Origin of the sequence: Paenibacillus cisolokensis, assembly GCF_050481165.1 — a bacterium.
Classification (GTDB): domain Bacteria; phylum Bacillota; class Bacilli; order Paenibacillales; family Paenibacillaceae; genus Paenibacillus_AH; species Paenibacillus_AH cisolokensis.
This window is the reverse complement of sequence record NZ_JBCNFP010000090.1, coordinates 1-17445: the sequence shown is the minus strand read 5'-3', so window position 1 is coordinate 17445 and position 17445 is coordinate 1. Positions and strand designations below refer to the sequence as shown.

The following is a 17445-nucleotide window of genomic DNA, read 5'->3' as shown; positions in this document are numbered from 1 at the left end:
TTGCTTCACCTCAAATTTGTAGTTGCCCGGCTGACTTGCCGATTTACTTCCCGTGGCAAAATTTATATTTCTTGCCGCTGCCGCATGGGCACGGATCGTTGCGCCCGATACGCTCTTCGCGCTTCACCGGACGCTTCTGCTTCGGTTCGCTGCTGCCGCCGGATTCCGTCTGCCCCTTGGCGACCTCTTGACGCTCCAGATTGTGCTCGACATGGGCTTTCATGATATACTTCGCGACTTCTTCCTGGATATGCGCAATCATCTCCTGGAACATTTCGAAGCCTTCAATCTGGTACTCCCGCAGCGGATCGGTGCCGCCGTATGCGCGCAGATGAATGCCCTGACGCAGCTGGTCCATGGCGTCGATATGGTCCATCCATTTGCTGTCGACCGCCCGAAGCACGACAACCTTCTCGAATTCCCGCATCGTCTCCGGTCCGATCTCCTGCTCGCGGCGATCGTACAGCTCGACGACCTTGTCGTAGAGATAGTCGACGATCTCGTCCTTCTCTTTGCCCCACAGGTCGTCCTTCGTCAAGGTTCCCTCCTGGAGGAAGGTGGCATGGGCGTAATCGACGATGGCCTGCAAATCCCACTCTTCGGGAATATCCTCTGCCGTATGCGCTTCGACGATCCGTTCGATAACCGGCTTGATCATCTCCAGCACGATCTCGCGAATGTTGTCCGAACCGAGCACTTCGCGGCGCTGCTTGTAAATGATCTCCCGCTGCTGGTTCATGACGTCGTCATATTGCAGGACGATTTTCCGCGTATCGAAGTTGCTGCCCTCTACACGCTTCTGCGCCGATTCGATCGCCCGGGTAATGAGCTTGCTCTCGATCGGCTCGTCTTCGCTGAAACCGAGCCGATCCATCATCCCCATAATATTCTCGGAACCGAAGCGGCGCATCAGTTCGTCTTCCAGCGACAAATAAAATTGCGAGGAGCCGGGGTCGCCCTGACGTCCCGCCCGGCCGCGCAGCTGGTTGTCGATCCGGCGGCTCTCATGCCGTTCCGTCCCGATAATATGCAAGCCGCCAAGCTCGGCTACGCCTTCTCCGAGCAAAATATCCGTACCGCGGCCGGCCATATTCGTCGCAATCGTGACGGCGCCGGGTTGTCCGGCCCGCGAAATGATTTCCGCTTCTTCGGCATGATACTTCGCGTTCAGCACTTTGTGGGGAATACCGCGCCGCTTCAGCATTTCCGAGAGCTTCTCGGAGTTCTCGATCGAGACGGTGCCGACCAGAACGGGCTGATTGTTCTGATGGCGCCGGACGATTTCCTCCACCACCGCCTTGAACTTGCCCTGCTCCGTCTTATAGACAACATCCGGCAAGTCCTGGCGGATCATCTGGCGGTTCGTCGGAATTTGCACGACATCCAGCCCGTAAATTTTCTTGAACTCTTCTTCCTCGGTTTTGGCCGTACCGGTCATCCCCGCCAGCTTGCGGTACATCCGGAAGTAGTTCTGGAAGGTAATCGTCGCCAGCGTCATGCTTTCGTTCTGGACTTTGAGACCTTCCTTCGCCTCGATCGCCTGATGGAGACCGTCGCTGTAACGGCGGCCGGACATGAGGCGGCCGGTAAATTCGTCGACGATGACGACTTCGTCGTTCTGCACGACATAATCGACGTCGCGTTTCATAATGGCATGCGCCTTCAGCGCCTGCTGGATATGATGGTTTAACAGGACGTGAGCGTGGTCGAACAGATTGTCGATACCGAACGCCCGCTCCGCTTTCTCCACGCCGGCTTCCGTCAGCACCGCATTGCGCAGCTTGACATCGATCGTATAGTCTTCTTCCGGCTTCAGACGGCTCACGAACCGGTCTGCCGCATAATACAGCTCCGTCGACTTGGCGGCTTGTCCGGAAATGATGAGCGGCGTCCGCGCTTCGTCGATGAGAATGGAATCCACTTCGTCAATGATGGCGTAATAAAGCGGCCGCTGGACCATTTGCTCCTTGTAAAGCACCATGTTGTCGCGGAGGTAATCGAAACCGAATTCATTGTTCGTACCGTACGTAATATCGCATGCGTATGCCCGCTGCTTCTCCTCGTGCGAAAGCCCGTGCAGGTTGCAGCCGACCGTCAGTCCGAGAAACTCGTACAGCTTGCCCATCTGCTGGCTGTCGCGCTGGGCAAGGTAGTCGTTAACCGTTACGACGTGGACGCCTTTGCCGAGCAGCGCATTCAGATAGACGGGGAGCGTCGCCACCAGAGTCTTGCCCTCGCCGGTTTTCATTTCGGCAATTTTGCCGTCGTGAAGAACCATCCCGCCGATCAGCTGCACGTCAAAATGGCGCATGCCCAGTGCGCGCTTCGACCCTTCGCGCACGGTCGCGAATGCTTCGGGGAGCAATTCGTCAAGCGTTTCGCCTTTTTCGATACGGGATTTGAACTCCTCGGTTTTCGCCCGCAGCGCGTCGTCGGAAAGCGCCGCGAACGTCGGCTCCATCGCGTTGATCTTCTCCACGGTCTTCATGAGCCGTTTGACCTCGCGCTCGTTGGCATCGCCGAATATCTTCTTTACAAGTCCGAGCATGGTCTTCCCCTTTCGTCAAACACGTTTAGTTTAAATTGTAACAGTTTGCTATCTTTGCCGCAACGAGAGGCGGCTGTTTTCCAGTATAAGACGGGAGACGGCCGCGAAAGGTTGCCGGCCTGCGAAACAAGTAAAGCCCCTTCTCCGAAAGGGAGAAAGGGCGCAATCTCTATTCGCGGGTACATCAGGTTAAAGTTAAGTATCAGCCTTGTTCGATCAATCCGTATGTGCCATCGTTTCGCTTATAGACGACATTGACTTCCTGCGTATCGATGTTGGAAAACACGAAGAAATTATGTCCGACCAAATTCATCTGAAGTATCGCTTCTTCGACGTCCATCGGTTTGAGCGTGAACCGCTTGGTCCGGACAACCTTGAGATCGTCCTCCTCCTCCTCGTCTACAACTCGGACAGCCGAACCTTCCTCCCGGAAAGACGTCCGGATGCTGCCTCCGTCCTGACGAAGTTTGCGGTTCAATTTCGTTTTATGCTTGCGGATCTGGCGTTCCAGTTTGTCCACCACGAGGTCGACCGAAGCATACATATCGTCGGATTTTTCTTCCGCTCTGAGCATAAGGCCCGGCAGCGGAATCGTCACTTCGACGGCGTGCTTGTTTCGGGTGACCGACATCGTGACGGTCGTTTCGGAGGTAATCGGTGCTTCAAAATACTTTTCCAGGCGGCTGAGCTTCTTCTCGACGTGTTCGCGCAATGCGTCCGTCACTTGAAGGTTTTGACCTCGAACAATGTATTTCATGGGGCACTCCTCCTTTACTTAACCTTATTATATCATATGCGAAAGCCCGATTCAAAAACATCGGCATATAATATGTGAATTTTCTGATAATTATATTTCGGGCCTTGTATGGTCTGAAACCTGACAACCCTCCGATCGGTATGTATCGTATGGCCGTACCTTTACAACGGAGGAGTGTGATTCATCCCATGAGATCGATAAAGCTTGTCTTCGGACTTCTGCTTGCCAGTGTCTGGCTGGCCGGCTGTTCCCTGTGGGAGAGCGTGGACCGTTACCCCGAAAGCCCAGCGACTTTTCACTTTCGCTAGATCCGGGACATTTGGTATCGATACGATGAACAATGCTGCAAAAGTGCAGCTTTTTCGGGCGTAGATGGTCAAAACGGGTCAAATTGCTGCGATAATGCAGTTTTTTCGATCCGTTCAAGCCAATCAAGCGGGGGATGCCAAAAATTTACTGTATTTTTGCAAAATTTTGCGCCATAGTCATCTATTCGGGGCCAAATTCCTGCACTTTTGCAGGCTTCTCGCCGAAGCAATCTGCCGGGAGACCGGGGCGTTGATGACGGGGCGCACCGACGGACGGGGACGATTTGACGGAAAGCGCGCGGACGGTTATTTACAGGCAATTTAGAAAGTGAATTTTATACTTTTCTGAAGTCGTAAAAAAATCCACAACCGCACGGGTTATAGCTCACGATCATTCTCCTTTTTTATGAGCTGATTTTCGTCATCCGCGCGGCTTTGTAACGCATATTTCCGGTTGCAGCATACAATATGGCCGCGGCGGCGCAGAGGACAAACAAAATGAGATACAAGAAAGGCGTCCCCATCCAGTCCACCAACGCGCCGCCGGCGGCATTGCCGATAATTCCCCCCAGACTTCCGGTTATGGCGGCATACACCAATTGAAAGGTCGCCTTGGTTCCATTCGAGGCGAAACGCTCAACGATTTCAACGGCAACGGCGGTCACGAAGGCATAGGCAAGACCATCCAGCAATTGCAAAGCCAGCGTCAGAAACACGTGATGGAACGAGAAAAGCAGCAGGCACCGGATCGCATAAGCCGCCGCTCCGATGCAGAGCACGGCATAGTTCCCGATTTTCCCGCTCAGCTTCGCGGCGAACCAAAACATGGGCACTTCCACCATGGCGGCAATGGCCGCAGCCGTGCCGACCCACGTTTTGTCAAAGCCCATTTCCACGAAATAGATCGGCAGAAACGTGCTGTTGCCGGCCATGGACATGACCACAAGCAGGGAAATGCCCGAGAATATCATGAACCGCCGGTTGCGGATCACTTCTCTGGCTTGCTCGAAAACGGTGATCCGCGGAACGGAAGCTTTGGTTTTCGGAAATTGAAACAAACAGAGAAAAACGAGCATGCTGACGGCCACAAAATAAAAAAACAGGTTTTCGTAACCGTGTTTCTCAAAAAGAAAACCGGTAAAAAAAGCGCCCAGCGAATAGCTCAGCGCCCCCCACAGCCGGATGTTGCCGAACGGATATCCTTTTCGGGAACCGATGTCGACCGCAATCGCATCGCTCAGCGGAGCGGCTGACGTATGAAACCACGCGAAGATCACGGACAGGGCCAGCATGGCCGTGAAGCTGTCCAAATAATAAAAGCCAAGCGAAAGGAGGGGGGCGGCGAGAACGGAAACCATCAAAACAACTCGGGGGTCTCTCATTCGGTCGTTCACGATCCCCATGAGCGGCTGGGAGATCAGGCTCACAAACGCCCAAATCGACATGATCAGCCCGATCTCCGTATTGCTGAGCCCTCTTTCGCTGAAATAAAGGCTGATATACGGATAAAAGCAAGATACGGCCAAATAAAACAAAAAGTAATAGGATGCGAGAGTTTTCAATGCGGATGTCTCCCGGGTTTCTATGATCGGCGCGGAACGCCGCCCGAAATGTTAGAAGTTGTCAACGGACCAAAATACAAAAGGACGTTCCGGAAACAGCGCGCGGACATACTCGCCGCCTTTCGCCTTCCGGTTCTCCCATGCATCCGCCCCTTTCAGCAGCAGCGTAAGCCATTCGTCATCCCGGAAGACGAATTCCGTTTGATAGGTGACCGAATCGGTCACCGTCAGCGCTTCGACCGTTCCCTCGCCCACGCGGACAAGCGCTTGTTCCCCGCCGACGGTAAAGAGCAGCGAGACGGGCAGTTGAATGCCTTCCTTCCCGCCGTTTTGCCCGATTCGGAGCGCGAGTTCGGAAGAAATTTTGGCGAGCGTCCCCGGAAAGTTGATTGATTTCCACATATGTCCCGTGGATGCGCCGATGCCGGCTCCGCTTCTCTGCAGATAGTCGTACAGCGCGCTGCCGGCAGGCAGCGCCGCCCGTACGGTTTCGGCGGCCTGTTCCTTCGCCGCCGCATCCGACAGCAAAGCCTCGGCCGCTTGTTCTTCTCCCGTCCTGTACCCGCAGTCCGCGACGTGCAGCACGGAGTCCTTCGTTGTCTTGTATCTCAAATACGCGACGATGTTTCCGTTGTTCTCCGCAACTAGAAAGTGGTCAGGCCGCACCGCTTTCCATTCCGTTTGTCCAAGCCAATACGCTTTCGTGCGCACCATCGGTCCGATGGTTCCGGCATTCGTTTCCTCGTAAATTTCCATGACTTGATCCAAGTCCCCGGCTTCAAAAGCGCGGATTCTGTATGCCCCCGCGATTTCGGTTCGTTTCAGCGCTGTTCGGGCTGCGGTTATCGTCGGGTGAGAAAGGGTATGCCAGCCGATTTTCTCATAGAACGGATTGATGCCGGTCATGAGCAGCGACAGATCGTAGCCCTGCGCTTTCATATATGCGCTCTGCAAACGCAGGATGCTTTGCGCGAGCCCGCGTTTCCGGAACTCCGGTCTCGTGGCGACGTTGCCGATTCCGCCTACCCGAAGCTCGGCCGTCCCCCACTTCATCCAAAATGGAAAAATTTGAGCAGCCGCAGCCATCGTTCCGTCCACCCATGCCAGCCATGTGGTGTCCAGCGAATAAGCGGCGTCATAAACGAGACGATCGCGAAAAAAAGCCCGGTCTTCGGGAAAAACGTCGGCCCATAGATCGCAAGCTTGCTCAAATTCATCCCGGTTCTTTGCCTGTCGTACCTCGATCATTTCCAATTTTTTTCGTCCCTTTCCGCTTATATAACCGTTAATACCACTCCGACGAAACGGCGTTCATCTATTCCTTCACTCCGCCGGCCGTGAGCCCGCCCACGATATAACGGTACAAGAAGAGTGAAATGACAACCGGAGGCAAGGATGCGACCAATCCGCCCGCCGTCATCAACCCCCAATTCAGGCTGTGCTTTCCGATAAAATCGCGTATGGCGACGGGCAGCGTTTTAGAAGCTTCAGTTTGCGTGAACACGCTGGCAAACAAATATTCGTCCCACGCCCCCAACATGGTGAAGATGGCGGTTGCGGCGATACCCGGCATCGACAGCGGAAGGATGACGCGGAACATGGAGCCAAGGCGTCCGTTCCCGTCCACAAAAGCGGCTTCCTCCAATTCTTTGGAGATCGTTTGGAAGTAGCCGGCCAGCAGCCAGACCGCAAAGGGAAGCGAAAATGACGTGTACGCGACGATCAAAGACGTGACGGAGTCGAGCAACGGAGGCGTCCGGAACTCCAGTCCCGTAAACGGAATGCTGAACGAAATTCCTTCCCGCATCATGATATACATCGGAATGACAATGCTGATCGAGGGCAGCAGCTGCATCGCCAAAATCGCAAACAGCATCGTGTTCCGAAACGGGAATCGGATCTTGGCCAGCGCATAGGCCGCAAAAATGCCGACGCCGACCGTGATCAGCGTCGTCCACAGTGCGGTGACGACACTGTTCTGAATTGCGCTGAGGAAGTCGGAAGCCGTCGGCCCCGTAAAAAGCTCCACATAGTTATCGAAAGTGGGGGAACGGGGAATCAGCCGGCGGCTTAAAAACTCGGTTTGCGGGCTGATTGACGTAAAGAACATATAGAGAAATGGAGCCAGCGTAAATATCGCCAAAAGGATGAGCCCGATCCACAAGTAAAACGGCGGGATCAGCTCGTGGCTGGCCGCCCGGAACAGCTTCGACTTCACGCTGGCTTTATGCCGGACCGGGACGGTTGTGACTGCCCTGTTGGTTTCCAAGTTCGTTCCCCTCCTTTAATGCGATTCTGCGTTTTTCTTGATCAGCCGGAAATATATGACAATCAGGATGAGAATCACCAGGGTCGAAATCCACGCCATCGCCGACGCTCTTCCCAGATAGAAGTACCGGAAAGCATAGTTATTGGTCAGGAATGTGACCGACGTAGTCGGATTGTTGGTAAAGACGGTCAGAATGTCATACACCCGGAAAGCGCCAAGGAAGCGAAGCACGACCGCAACCATCATCGCCGGCATCAGCTGGGGGAGGGTAATATGCCAGAGCTTCTTCCAAAATCCCGCGCCGTCGATGACGGACGCTTCATAAAGCGAAGAAGGAACGGATTGCAGCCCCGCCAGCAGCAGCAGCGTCATATACGGCGTCATTTTCCAGATGTCCGCGATGGCGGCAAACGTTACGATTTGGAAGGAGCTCGCCAGCCAAACCGGGTTTGCGTCCTTGCTGAGCAGGCCGAAATCCTGCAAAATAATGGTCATCGCGCCGTAACCCGGCTGATAGATCCAGTTCCACAACAGCCCGTTGACCAGCGTCAGCATGGCCCAGGGAATGATGATCATTCCCCGGAATAACGTCCGGCCGCGAAACGTTTGATTCAGAAGCAGGGCGCTGAAAAATCCGAGCACCAGCTCCGCTCCGACCGTGAATACGGTGAAATAGACCGTATTCCCCATGGCTTCCCAAAAGTCGCTTTGCTGAAAAATCTGGTTGTAATTTCGCAATCCGACAAACTCGATTGCGGAACCGTCCATCAGATTGTACTTATAAAAACTCCACACCCAAGCCTGGAAGATGGGATAGAGAAATGTGCGCGCCAAAATATAAATTGCAGGGAGCAGAAGCACAGCAGCCAAAAGCAAGTCCTTGCGGCCTCTGGGTGATATTCGCAGCTTCGAAGCGACTGTTCTTTTCTCGGTTTTTGCCATCGTACCGCCTCCGATCCGGTTCCAAATGAATTTTGCAGAAAGGCAAAGAAAAAGCGGCTAGAATGGCTAACCGCTTCTTCTTTTGTTTCAACCGCGATTCTTGCCGAAATCTAGGAGATCAATTGGCGGATTATTGCGCTTGCGCGATCGCTTCCGCGATTCCTTTCGCCGCGTCATCCAGCGCGGTTTGCGGATCTTTATTCAGCGTCAATGCTTTGAAGACTTCTCCGGTCAGGATGTCCGACCATTCCACGTAAGCCGGACCGTTGGGACGGTTCTCGCCGTATTTGAATTGTTCCATGATTTTCTCGATCGTGTTGGTCTTATCGGCCGCGATCACTTCCGGATCTTCATAGATTTCCTGAATCGACGGATACATGCCGCGCTCGGTAAGGTTCGGTTCCTGGAATGCGCGGGAACTCATCCACTTCAAGAATGCCAATGCAGCTTGTTTATGCTGGCTGGTCTTCATGATGCCGATTCCTTCGGAACCCGTTACCGCAACGGACACAATATCTCCTTCGCCCGGAAGCAGTCCTACATCCGTTTGATCGACGACTTGAGACTGGGACGGATCGTTCAAACTCGGGTACATGCCTTCCCAGTTGGACATCATCGCGATTTTTCCCGCCGCGAACGCTTCCTTCACTTCGTTCTCGCTCCACTGCAAGCTTGCGGGGTCGACGGTTTTGTCGGTCTGCAGAATATCGACCATGTACTGCAGCGCTTTAACCGCGCCTTCGCTGTTGACGTTCAACGTGCCGTCCTTATTGAAGAAATAGCCGCCGAAGGCGTACACCATACCCACGAAATCGCACATCAGGCTTTCCGCTTGCTTCCAGGACCAGCCGGAAGCGTAAACGCCGTTCTTGGTCAGCGCTTTGGACATTTCGCGGAATTCCGTCCACGTTTTCGGCGGCGCGTCGAAGCCCGCCTCGCTGAGCAGTTTTTTGTTCCAATAAAAGTGCTTGGTGCTTGAGAAATAAGGCATCGAAGAGAGCCGGCCGTTGTACATGACGGAATTCAGAGAGGACGGGGTAAAGTTGTCCAGATAATCGGCCGGCACGACATCGGTCAAATCTTCGACGATGTTTCCTTCCAGAAATTGTCCCGCCCAGATCGTATCCACTTCGACCAGGTCGATCTCGGAGGAATTGGAGAGAGCGGCCGTCGTAATTCTGGGATAGAGGGAGTTATAATCGGTGCCAATGACATTCAGCTTGATTCCGGTGTCTTCCGTGAATTTGCTCATGAGCTTGGCCGCGGTGCCGTCAGGGTCGGCCACGAGGATGGTGATTTCCTCGCCTTTCAGTCCGGGATCGTCGGTCTTGCTCCAATCCAGTCCGTTCAGGTCAAGCGTACTGCCGCCGCTGCTGCCGCTGCTGGACGGCGAAGGGCTTTCGCTTTCAGCCGCTTGCTTGGGAGCGGGACTGCAGGCAACGATCACAACAAGAAAAGCCAACGCAGCAACCAACACTTTAGCGAAACCGATTCCTTTACGCATCTTGCATCTTGCCCCTCCTTAGGAATGAAAACTCTGAAAATTTGTAATTATAAATCACCTAAAATATACAAGTTGTCATTATAAGTTGTCAATTATATTGTTAATTTTATGTTATGTCTATGTCACTTAAACTTAGTTTTCATGTCATTTGTATGCGGTTTATTTATGAATACTACTTTTTTGCGGCAAAATGAGCTATGCTGATAGCACAAAGGAACGGGAGGTTTCGCGACTTGACTTTGGCCAAAAGCTTGCCGCTCTATTCGCAAGTCAAAGAGAAGCTGCTGGAAGCGATCCGCACGGGAGTCTATGCCCCCGGGGACAAACTCCCTACCGAGCAAGAGCTTTGCGACCGGTATCAAGTCAGCCGCACGACGGTTCGCCTGGCCCTCCAGCAGTTGGAATTCGAAGGGCGGATCACCAAAATTCAAGGCAAAGGGACTTTTGTCCAAAAAGGGAAAATTCCCCATTACACGCTCGGACCCATCGTGAGTTTTTCCGACCAAATGCAAGCGCTCGGCAAGCAGTCGGAAAGCAGAATTCTGGAGGCCGCCGTCATCTCGTCCGATCAAGCGCTCGAAGAAATTTTGGGCATCCCGGAAAAGTCGCCCGTGACGAAGTTTGTCCGGCTTCGATTCGCCGATCATGAACCCGTATCTTACGAAGTTTGTTATATTCCCTGGCAAATTGCGCCGGGGCTTTCCGGGAAGAACTTGACCGGATCGCTGTTCAAGCTGCTGAAGGAAGAGTACAATTTGCAAGTCTATCGTTCCGTGGATCGGCTGGAACCGGTCATTATCGGCCATGACGTCGCGGAAATCCTGCAAGCTGAACCGGGATCGCCCGCATTTCAGATCAAAACCGTCTCTTATATCAAAGACGGTACGCCGGTGGAATACAGCATCGGCGTATTCCGGTCCGACTTGGCCAATTTTATTGTTGAAAGAAGGAACAACCTGTAACGGGAACTCGCACGATGCATCTACCCGGACTGCAAGGCCAAATATACGGCTCCCGCCGCTCCCGCTTCACCCCCCAGATGCGCCGGGACAATGACGACCGGATTGGGCGACAGCCGTTCCGATTGCGTCCGCAGCAGATCCAGAAGATAGGAGCCGGAATCCGCCACCCCGCCGCCGATGACAATCAAATCGGGATTTAACAAAGAAGCGGCGTTTGCAATCGCCATCGCCAAATGCCGGATCGGCTGACGCAAGATCTCCCTGGCCAACGCATCTCCTTCCTCCGCTGCCCGGAACACTTGATCCGCCCGTACATTCTCCGCCGTCGCCCCGTAACGGTCCTTCAGCAGCGTCGGGCCGTCGTGTGCCGACAGCGCCTGCCTGGCCCTGGCCGCAATGCCGGCGCCGCCCGCCAGGCGCTCCAGGCTGCCGTAAGCGCGGTAATCCTGCTCGAAATCGTCGGCGAAATCATCGTTCAACATGAAATAGCCGATTTCGCCGGCAGCATAATTGCCGCCGCGCACCATGGCGCCGTCCGACATGAATGCGCTTCCGATTCCGGTTCCGATCGCCATCATGAAGAAATCGCGGGTGCCTTGCGCCGCGCCCATCCACCATTCGCCGAACGCCGACAGCTTCACGTCGTTCTCGACGAACACCGGACATTCGAAGTGGCGGCGCAAGCCCGCCCGGACGTCGACTTTGCCCCAGCCGAGCACCGTGCAGTTATCGGCTGTGCCTTGGCGATAATCGACCACCCCGGGAAGGCCGATCCCGATCCCCGCAAGCGCCGTGCGATTCGCGCCGAGGCCCGCCAGACTCTCGTCCAGTTGCCCGGCCAGAAGCGCGAACAGCTCTTCCGGCGCCGGCATGGAAGGTGTCGGCAGCCTCCGTTTTTCGATGATGGCCCCCGTATCGTCGGCCAAAAACATCAGGATCTTGGTGCCCCCGATATCGAATCCCGCCGCATAACGCTTCTTCGTATCGCTCATGTCCGCCGCACCCCATCTGCCTCAAAGGCGGTTATCGGATCCGGACCGCAGCCTGCTGTCTGACCGATTCATAGCCGTACAGCGCCGTCTCCATGGCCCGCAGCCCGTCCAGCCCGCTGATGGACGGCTCTTTTCCCTCGCGTACGCTGTTTATGAAATCGCTCACGAGCAGCAAGTCGGTGTCCTCGCCCCAGCCCTCGTATTTGTACCCGTTGTCGTCCGAATACACGTGCAGACGCTGCGCCGTCGCGTCGACGGAGATCGTGCCGTCCGTCCCGATGAATTCCATCGTGACGTCTCCCCAGGTCGGGAACGTCTTGTTGCGCGACCAGCTGAAATCCAGCGTGGCGAATACGCCGTTGTCGAATTCCATGGAAATGATGCCGCAATCGTCGATCCCGTAATCCGAGAACCTGCTGTCCGCTTCGGCGTATACCTCGCGCACCTCCGCGTTCATGATCCAGCGCATGAGATCGACGACGTGAACGGTGTGATCGATCATGGCTCCGCCGCCTGAGAGTTCCTTCTGGACGAACCAGCCGCCGGGGTTCGTGCCCCGATTGGTGCCTTTGATCGCTACAATCCGTCCGATCTTCCCCTCGTCGATCAACTGCTTGGCGCGAACCACGGAGGCGTTGAATCGGACGGGAAACGCGATCTGCAGAATCACGCCGTTATCGCGGCAGATCCGGATCATTTCCTCCGCTTGCTCAACGGATGTAGAAATCGGCTTTTCGCAAAGGATATGCTTGCCGGCCCGGGCTGCCGCAACAACATGGCCGTGATGCTTGGCGTTTTCCGAAGTGACGATGACCGCGTCCACCGCTTGCAGCAGTTCCTGGGTGCTGCCGTAAAAAGCGGTGCCGTACCGCTCAGCCGCCCGCCTGCCGCGATCCGCGTTGTCGTCGGTAATGCCCGCGAAGGCGGCGCCCTCGATATGCGCGAGCGCATCTGCGTAGCCGTAAGCGTGCATGTGCGCGAAGCTGATGATTCCGACCTTCATCGCCGCACCTCCGTCCGATTGTTGTACACGGGCTGCCCCGTTCTCAAAGATTCCGCCGCCATCAGCGCGATATCCACCGCCGCCAAAGCGTCCTCCGCGGTAACAAGGGGCTCTCGCCCGGTCTCCATGCAATCGATGAAATGGCGAAGCTCCCGGTAATAGGGATTCCGGTGAAGCGGGCTTTCCGGAACCGATACGCCCTGCGCTCCCTGGCGGCCGCCGCGGGTATGGACGACCAGCGGTTTGTCTTTGCCGCTGTCGTAATCGATGATGCCGCTTCTTCCCGCGATTTCGAACCGCATGGTGAACGCTTCATGGGCCCAGGAGCCTTCCACATGAGCGATGACGCCGCTGCGGAAGCGGAGGGTCACCAGGGAGTAATCCATCCTGCTAAGCTCGCGCCCCCTCAGACCTTTGGCATATACACGCTCCACCTCGCCGAAGCACCAGCGCAGGAAATCGAAATCGTGAATGATCAGATCGAGCAGCGTTCCCCCGCTCTTGGACAGATCGGCATACCAGTCATTCCAGGCGTTCGGGAACGGACCGACCCGGGAGGTTCGCACGACGCCCGCCTCCCCGATCGCGCCCGCTTCCACCAGAGCCTTGGCCCGCTCATATTCCGGGAAGAAACGGAGGACGTGGCCCACGTAAAGGCGGACGCCGTGCTGCCGGCATGCTTCCATGATCGCCAGGGCGGACTCCCGGCTGCCGGCCAGCGGCTTTTCGCAAATAATATCCTTCTTGTCCGCCGCCGCTTTCAAACAATAGGTTTCATGCAAAAAAGTCGGAACGCACACATCCACCACATCGATCCGTTCGAGCGCCGCCGCCGCTTCCTCGTAACTGGCAAAGACTCGCGCGCCGAGCGGGCCCGCGACCGCTTCCGCCTGATCCCTGCGGATATCGACGATCCCCGCGACGCGCACATCCGGCATGGCGCCGTATGCAGCCGCATGGGTGCTCCCCATCGTGCCCGCCCCAATCAACAAAACATGACGCATAGCCCTGCTCCTCTCATTCAAGAATCCGCAATCTCCGAAGCCGCTTCTCGATCCAGGTACAGATAGCCGTTCGCGTGCAATTGCAGGATGCTCCCCGGAACGCGGTTCGTCGGTTCTCCCCGGACCACTTCTTTGACGATGGCCGCTTTTTTCACCCCGCTGGCAGCAAGCAGGACGGTTTCCGCTTCCAGCAGATGCTTCATGCCCAGGGTAATCCCCTTGTCCAATTTCGTCGGCTTCGCGAAATACTTCTGCCCGACAGACTTCGTCACGGCATCCAGCTCGACCACGCGGGAATACGAATCCAGATCCGCTCCCGGCTCGTTCAGCCCAATATGACCGTTCATGCCGAGCCCCACGTACATCAGGTCGATGCCGCCCTTTGCCGCAATGATCCCGTCCATTCTCTTGCATTCCAGCTCCAGGTCGTCCGCGCAGGCGTCAAAAAAGTGGATGTTGGCCTCGGGAATGGACAAAGGCGTGAAAAGCTTGTCGTACAGGAAACCTTGGCAGCTGCCGTCGTCAAATCGGTCAAGACCTGCCCATTCATCCAGACCGATGAAGCTGCACCGGCTGAAATCGACTTTTCCTTCCCGCGCCCATTCGACCAGGCGCCGGAATGTCCCGGCCGGGGTTTCCCCCGCGGGAAAACACAGGACCGCCTCGGGCTTCCGGTTCACGTAATCCGCGATGAACGCGGCCGTCTGCAGTGACATCTCTTCATAATTCTCGCATATTCGGATTTCCATGCTTCGCCTCCGGTCCGGCCTAAACGTCCTGCCAATGCAGCGGCGGCAAAATCTCTTTTTGCAGTTCGCACATTTCGTTGATCATGGCGACGGCATTGTTGTACGTCGACACGGTCGGGTCGAGCAAAACGGCCTGCAGGAGCTTGTTCCGCGACTGCTCCGTATACGCCTCGATGACCAGCTTATGGATCGCGCCCTGCACGCGGATCATTTCGGTGATGGCCTCGGGCAGCGCCTCCATCTGCAGCGGATGAATGCCGTTGCCGTCGGCATAAGCCGGAACCTCCACGACCATATCGTCGGGCAGCCCGGGAATTTTGCCCTGGTTGGGCATGTTGACCGTCAAATTGTCCTTCCTGACGCCGAACGCGATCGCCTCGATGATGGGAATAGCCTGCTCGTGGGACGGCTTCAAGTCGGCCTCTTCCAGGCTGAATCGCTTCCGCATCTCATTCGGGGCTTCCTCCGGGGCAAACAGCTGCTTTTCCTCCAGATGGGAGATGGAATAGACGAAATCCGGAATTTTGCCGCTCTTCCACGGGTCCTCGGTCCGCGGATCGTAAAAGTACTGCAGGCGCGTTCCCGCCAGAAATTCCTCGCTCCAGCGGATATACTCGCCGATGTGATTCGTGCCGGGATACGGGTACAAACCGTACGTTCTCAGCATGATCCTGGACAGGGCGATCTCGTCCCACATGGCGAGCCACGGAATCTTTCTTTCGTTTTCTTTAAGCAGCGGATACAGATCCTCGCCGGTTTTCCTGCTCTTGATGCTTTGAAACCAGGCAAAATGGTTCAATCCGCATGCAACCGTTTCCAGATCTTCTTCCGGCATTTGCAATATTTTGGAGAGCTGCTCGCGTCCCATGCCGATACCGTGGCACAAGCCTACGCATTTGATCTTCGTCAGCTTGGAGATCGCCTCGATGATCTTCGCTTCCGGATTGGTAAAGTTGATCAGCCAGGCATCGGGGCAAATCCGCTCCATCGCCTGCGCGATTTCGAGCATGGGAGGCAGGTTGCGAAGCGTGTGGAACATCCCGCCGGGTCCCCCGTTTTCCCCGTATATTTGCTTGAAGCCATACTTGCGCGGGACGTGAAAATCTTGCGACCAGTAGTAGTACCGGTTTTTCTCGATGGCCGTGATGACGAAATCGGCTTCTCGCAGGGACGCCTCCAGGTCGGTGGTGGAGGAAATCGACGGCGTTCTGCCGAGTTTCTTCGCCACATCCCTCGCATAGGTCTCACTGACCTTTAAAGCGTTCTTGGAAATGTCCATCAGGCAGATGTCCAGTTCCGCGCTGTTCAACCGGTCGCTCAGCAGAATATCGCGAATGGTGCCCGGGGCGAACGATACGCTGCCCGCTCCGATGACGGTGATTTTCAACCGCTTCGATGCGTTCATGTCCAGCCTCCCTTAGTTGAAAATTTTGAATTGCCCTGATGCGACTGACGACGATGAACAAATGTGATTTCTCTTTCAAGATAGCACTGCAGCGGGCTTCGCGGCTACGTTGAAACGATGCATATTTCGATTTAAAAATTGTATTTTTTCTACACGCTTCTCTGCGCTATAATAGTCTCAAAAACTTGGCGGGAGGCGGGGCCGGGTGGCTTTTGAAGATACGATCGATCAAATTCCGGTGCAGCGAGCGGACTTTCATCTTTCGGCCGACAATCCGATCGTCGTATTCGACGATACGTACCTGGACAGCCGTTCTTTCCTTTTCGACATGCACTACGATCTGGAAATCGGGATCGTATACTCGGGTAAGATGGTCCGCAAATATCAGTCCCACGAAGTCGAGCTCGGTCCGGGAGAAGTCTGGCTGTGCGGCTTCTGGGAGCCCCACGGCTTTCGGCTCAGCGAAGTTCCCTGCGAAGTGTTCTCCTTTGTGTTTTCCCCCGAAATTTTGGTAAATGCCTTGCAGCCGGAATTCAACTGGTTCGAACTGTTCAGCCTGCCGCCCGAGAAAAGGCTTCAGATTCCGGAGGAACGACGTGGGGATATTTTGCAAATCTGCGACAAGCTGAGGGTCATCCGGAACAGCAAAACGGAAATCGACATGCTTTGGAAAAAGCTTTGGATCCTGGAGATCCTGCTGTATCTTTCCCAAGAACGTCCGGACACGGCATCCCTTAAAAAATCGACCGAAACCCGGGCGTATCACGGAATTCAACCGAGCTTGCGGTTGGTGCTCCAATCAAAAAAGCTCGTCTCCACCCAGGACGCCGCCAAGGCGTGCCTGATGAGCACGAGCCAGTTTTCCAGATTGTTTCATAATTTGATGGGCATTTCCTTCTCCAAATTCGCTCTGCGCCACCGGGTGAAGGAAGCGGCAAGGCAACTGATCGCCACCGACGATACGATCAAGGAGATTGCCGCGGAATGGGGCTTTACGGATACAAGCCATTTCCACAACTGCTTCGTCAGCCATTTCTCCGTGTCTCCGAAGGAATACCGCAAGCTGCACAAACCGGGCAAACACGGCTAAATCTATTCCAACCACCCTTTGGTTTGGGCGATCCGAACGGCGTCCAATTTGTTTTTCGCTTCGAGCTTGTCCATGATCTCCGACATGTAGTTGCGGACCGTCCCGTGGCTCAGGAACAGCTTTTCTCCTATTTCTTTCATCGTGAGTCCTTGAGACGCATGCCGCAACACTTCCTTCTCCCGGGGAGTCAGCGGGTTCTGTTCTTCCCCGCGCCGTTGGGTCCAAGAAGCGCCGTTACACGCCCGCCCGGCACCGTCAGGCTGAGGTGGAGGATGTCATCTCGTCGGCATGACAAATGTCATATGAAAACGGGTAAGAAAAACCATCACGGAGAAATTCGTTCCCTGACG

The 17445-nt window shown here is 55.3% G+C and carries 15 protein-coding genes; 2 read left to right on the top strand and 13 right to left on the bottom strand.

The window, feature by feature from the left end; all coding sequences use genetic code 11:
* Positions 1 to 43 precede the first annotated feature (43 nt).
* The 7 genes from secA to ABEV74_RS14800 form a co-directional block, all read right to left on the bottom strand.
* Positions 44 to 2548 carry a preprotein translocase subunit SecA gene (gene secA / locus ABEV74_RS14830; RefSeq protein ID WP_213530532.1) on the bottom strand — a complete coding sequence of 835 codons (2505 nt, stop codon included), beginning with the start codon at positions 2546 to 2548 and terminating at the stop codon, positions 44 to 46.
* 202 nt (positions 2549 to 2750) lie between these two features.
* Positions 2751 to 3305, bottom strand: coding sequence for a ribosome hibernation-promoting factor, HPF/YfiA family (gene hpf, locus ABEV74_RS14825; protein WP_062490372.1), 555 nt, complete (start codon positions 3303 to 3305; stop codon positions 2751 to 2753).
* Positions 3306 to 4017: 712 nt separating this feature from the next.
* Positions 4018 to 5175, bottom strand: coding sequence for an MFS transporter (locus ABEV74_RS14820; protein WP_430147011.1), 1158 nt, complete (start codon positions 5173 to 5175; stop codon positions 4018 to 4020).
* Positions 5176 to 5226: 51 nt separating this feature from the next.
* Positions 5227 to 6423, bottom strand: coding sequence for a GNAT family N-acetyltransferase (locus tag ABEV74_RS14815; RefSeq protein WP_430147009.1), 1197 nt, complete (start codon positions 6421 to 6423; stop codon positions 5227 to 5229).
* Positions 6424 to 6490: 67 nt separating this feature from the next.
* The gene (locus ABEV74_RS14810; protein ID WP_430147007.1) at positions 6491 to 7444 is read right to left on the bottom strand and encodes a carbohydrate ABC transporter permease; all 954 of its coding nucleotides are present in this window, start codon (positions 7442 to 7444) and stop codon (positions 6491 to 6493) included.
* Positions 7445 to 7459: 15 nt separating this feature from the next.
* On the bottom strand, positions 7460 to 8386 hold the full coding sequence (locus ABEV74_RS14805; RefSeq protein WP_430147004.1) for a carbohydrate ABC transporter permease: 927 nt from the start codon (positions 8384 to 8386) through the stop codon (positions 7460 to 7462).
* A gap of 130 nt (positions 8387 to 8516) precedes the next feature.
* Complete coding sequence (locus ABEV74_RS14800; protein ID WP_430147001.1) at positions 8517 to 9890, bottom strand: extracellular solute-binding protein; 1374 nt, start codon at positions 9888 to 9890, stop codon at positions 8517 to 8519.
* Positions 9891 to 10123: 233 nt separating this feature from the next.
* Between ABEV74_RS14800 and ABEV74_RS14795 the strand changes: the two genes are divergently transcribed.
* Positions 10124 to 10852 (top strand): GntR family transcriptional regulator, encoded by a 729-nt coding sequence (locus ABEV74_RS14795; RefSeq protein ID WP_430146998.1) that lies wholly within the window; start codon positions 10124 to 10126, stop codon positions 10850 to 10852.
* Positions 10853 to 10872: 20 nt separating this feature from the next.
* On the opposite strand, the gene ABEV74_RS14790 is transcribed toward ABEV74_RS14795, so the two are convergent.
* Genes ABEV74_RS14790 through ABEV74_RS14770 form a run of 5 tightly spaced genes read right to left on the bottom strand, consistent with a single transcriptional unit; the run spans position 10873 to position 16005 of the window.
* Positions 10873 to 11844, bottom strand: a complete 972-nt coding sequence (locus ABEV74_RS14790) for an ROK family protein (RefSeq protein WP_430146995.1) — start codon at positions 11842 to 11844, stop codon at positions 10873 to 10875.
* A 31-nt stretch (positions 11845 to 11875) separates the two neighbouring features.
* Positions 11876 to 12847 carry a Gfo/Idh/MocA family protein gene (locus ABEV74_RS14785; protein ID WP_430146992.1) on the bottom strand — a complete coding sequence of 324 codons (972 nt, stop codon included), beginning with the start codon at positions 12845 to 12847 and terminating at the stop codon, positions 11876 to 11878.
* Positions 12844 to 13851: a Gfo/Idh/MocA family protein gene (locus ABEV74_RS14780; RefSeq protein WP_430146989.1), complete on the bottom strand. Its 1008-nt coding sequence runs from the start codon at positions 13849 to 13851 to the stop codon at positions 12844 to 12846. Before ABEV74_RS14780 ends, ABEV74_RS14785 begins: the two co-directional genes overlap by 4 nt.
* Before the next feature lie 17 nt (positions 13852 to 13868).
* The gene (locus ABEV74_RS14775) at positions 13869 to 14600 is read right to left on the bottom strand and encodes a 6-phosphogluconolactonase (protein ID WP_430146987.1); all 732 of its coding nucleotides are present in this window, start codon (positions 14598 to 14600) and stop codon (positions 13869 to 13871) included.
* A 19-nt stretch (positions 14601 to 14619) separates the two neighbouring features.
* Complete coding sequence (locus ABEV74_RS14770; protein WP_430146984.1) at positions 14620 to 16005, bottom strand: family 4 glycosyl hydrolase; 1386 nt, start codon at positions 16003 to 16005, stop codon at positions 14620 to 14622.
* Between the two features lie 205 nt (positions 16006 to 16210).
* Here ABEV74_RS14770 and ABEV74_RS14765 point away from each other — a divergent pair, with 205 nt between their 5' ends.
* Complete coding sequence (locus ABEV74_RS14765; protein WP_430146981.1) at positions 16211 to 17095, top strand: helix-turn-helix domain-containing protein; 885 nt, start codon at positions 16211 to 16213, stop codon at positions 17093 to 17095.
* A gap of 2 nt (positions 17096 to 17097) precedes the next feature.
* Here the strand turns inward: ABEV74_RS14765 and ABEV74_RS14760 are convergent, their stop codons facing one another.
* Entirely contained in the window at positions 17098 to 17286 is a 189-nt protein-coding gene (locus ABEV74_RS14760) for a response regulator transcription factor (RefSeq protein WP_430147054.1), read from the bottom strand.
* Between the last annotated feature and the right edge of the window lie 159 nt (positions 17287 to 17445).

Coding starts and splice junctions, on each gene's coding strand:
- secA (WP_213530532.1), bottom strand. CDS start 2,548: ATGCTCGGACTTGTAAAGAAGATATTCGGCGATGCCAACGAGCGCGAG.
- hpf (WP_062490372.1), bottom strand. CDS start 3,305: ATGAAATACATTGTTCGAGGTCAAAACCTTCAAGTGACGGACGCATTG.
- ABEV74_RS14815 (WP_430147009.1), bottom strand. CDS start 6,423: ATGATCGAGGTACGACAGGCAAAGAACCGGGATGAATTTGAGCAAGCT.
- ABEV74_RS14805 (WP_430147004.1), bottom strand. CDS start 8,386: ATGGCAAAAACCGAGAAAAGAACAGTCGCTTCGAAGCTGCGAATATCA.
- ABEV74_RS14800 (WP_430147001.1), bottom strand. CDS start 9,890: ATGCGTAAAGGAATCGGTTTCGCTAAAGTGTTGGTTGCTGCGTTGGCT.
- ABEV74_RS14790 (WP_430146995.1), bottom strand. CDS start 11,844: ATGAGCGATACGAAGAAGCGTTATGCGGCGGGATTCGATATCGGGGGC.
- ABEV74_RS14785 (WP_430146992.1), bottom strand. CDS start 12,847: ATGAAGGTCGGAATCATCAGCTTCGCGCACATGCACGCTTACGGCTAC.
- ABEV74_RS14780 (WP_430146989.1), bottom strand. CDS start 13,851: ATGCGTCATGTTTTGTTGATTGGGGCGGGCACGATGGGGAGCACCCAT.
- ABEV74_RS14775 (WP_430146987.1), bottom strand. CDS start 14,600: ATGGAAATCCGAATATGCGAGAATTATGAAGAGATGTCACTGCAGACG.
- ABEV74_RS14770 (WP_430146984.1), bottom strand. CDS start 16,005: ATGAACGCATCGAAGCGGTTGAAAATCACCGTCATCGGAGCGGGCAGC.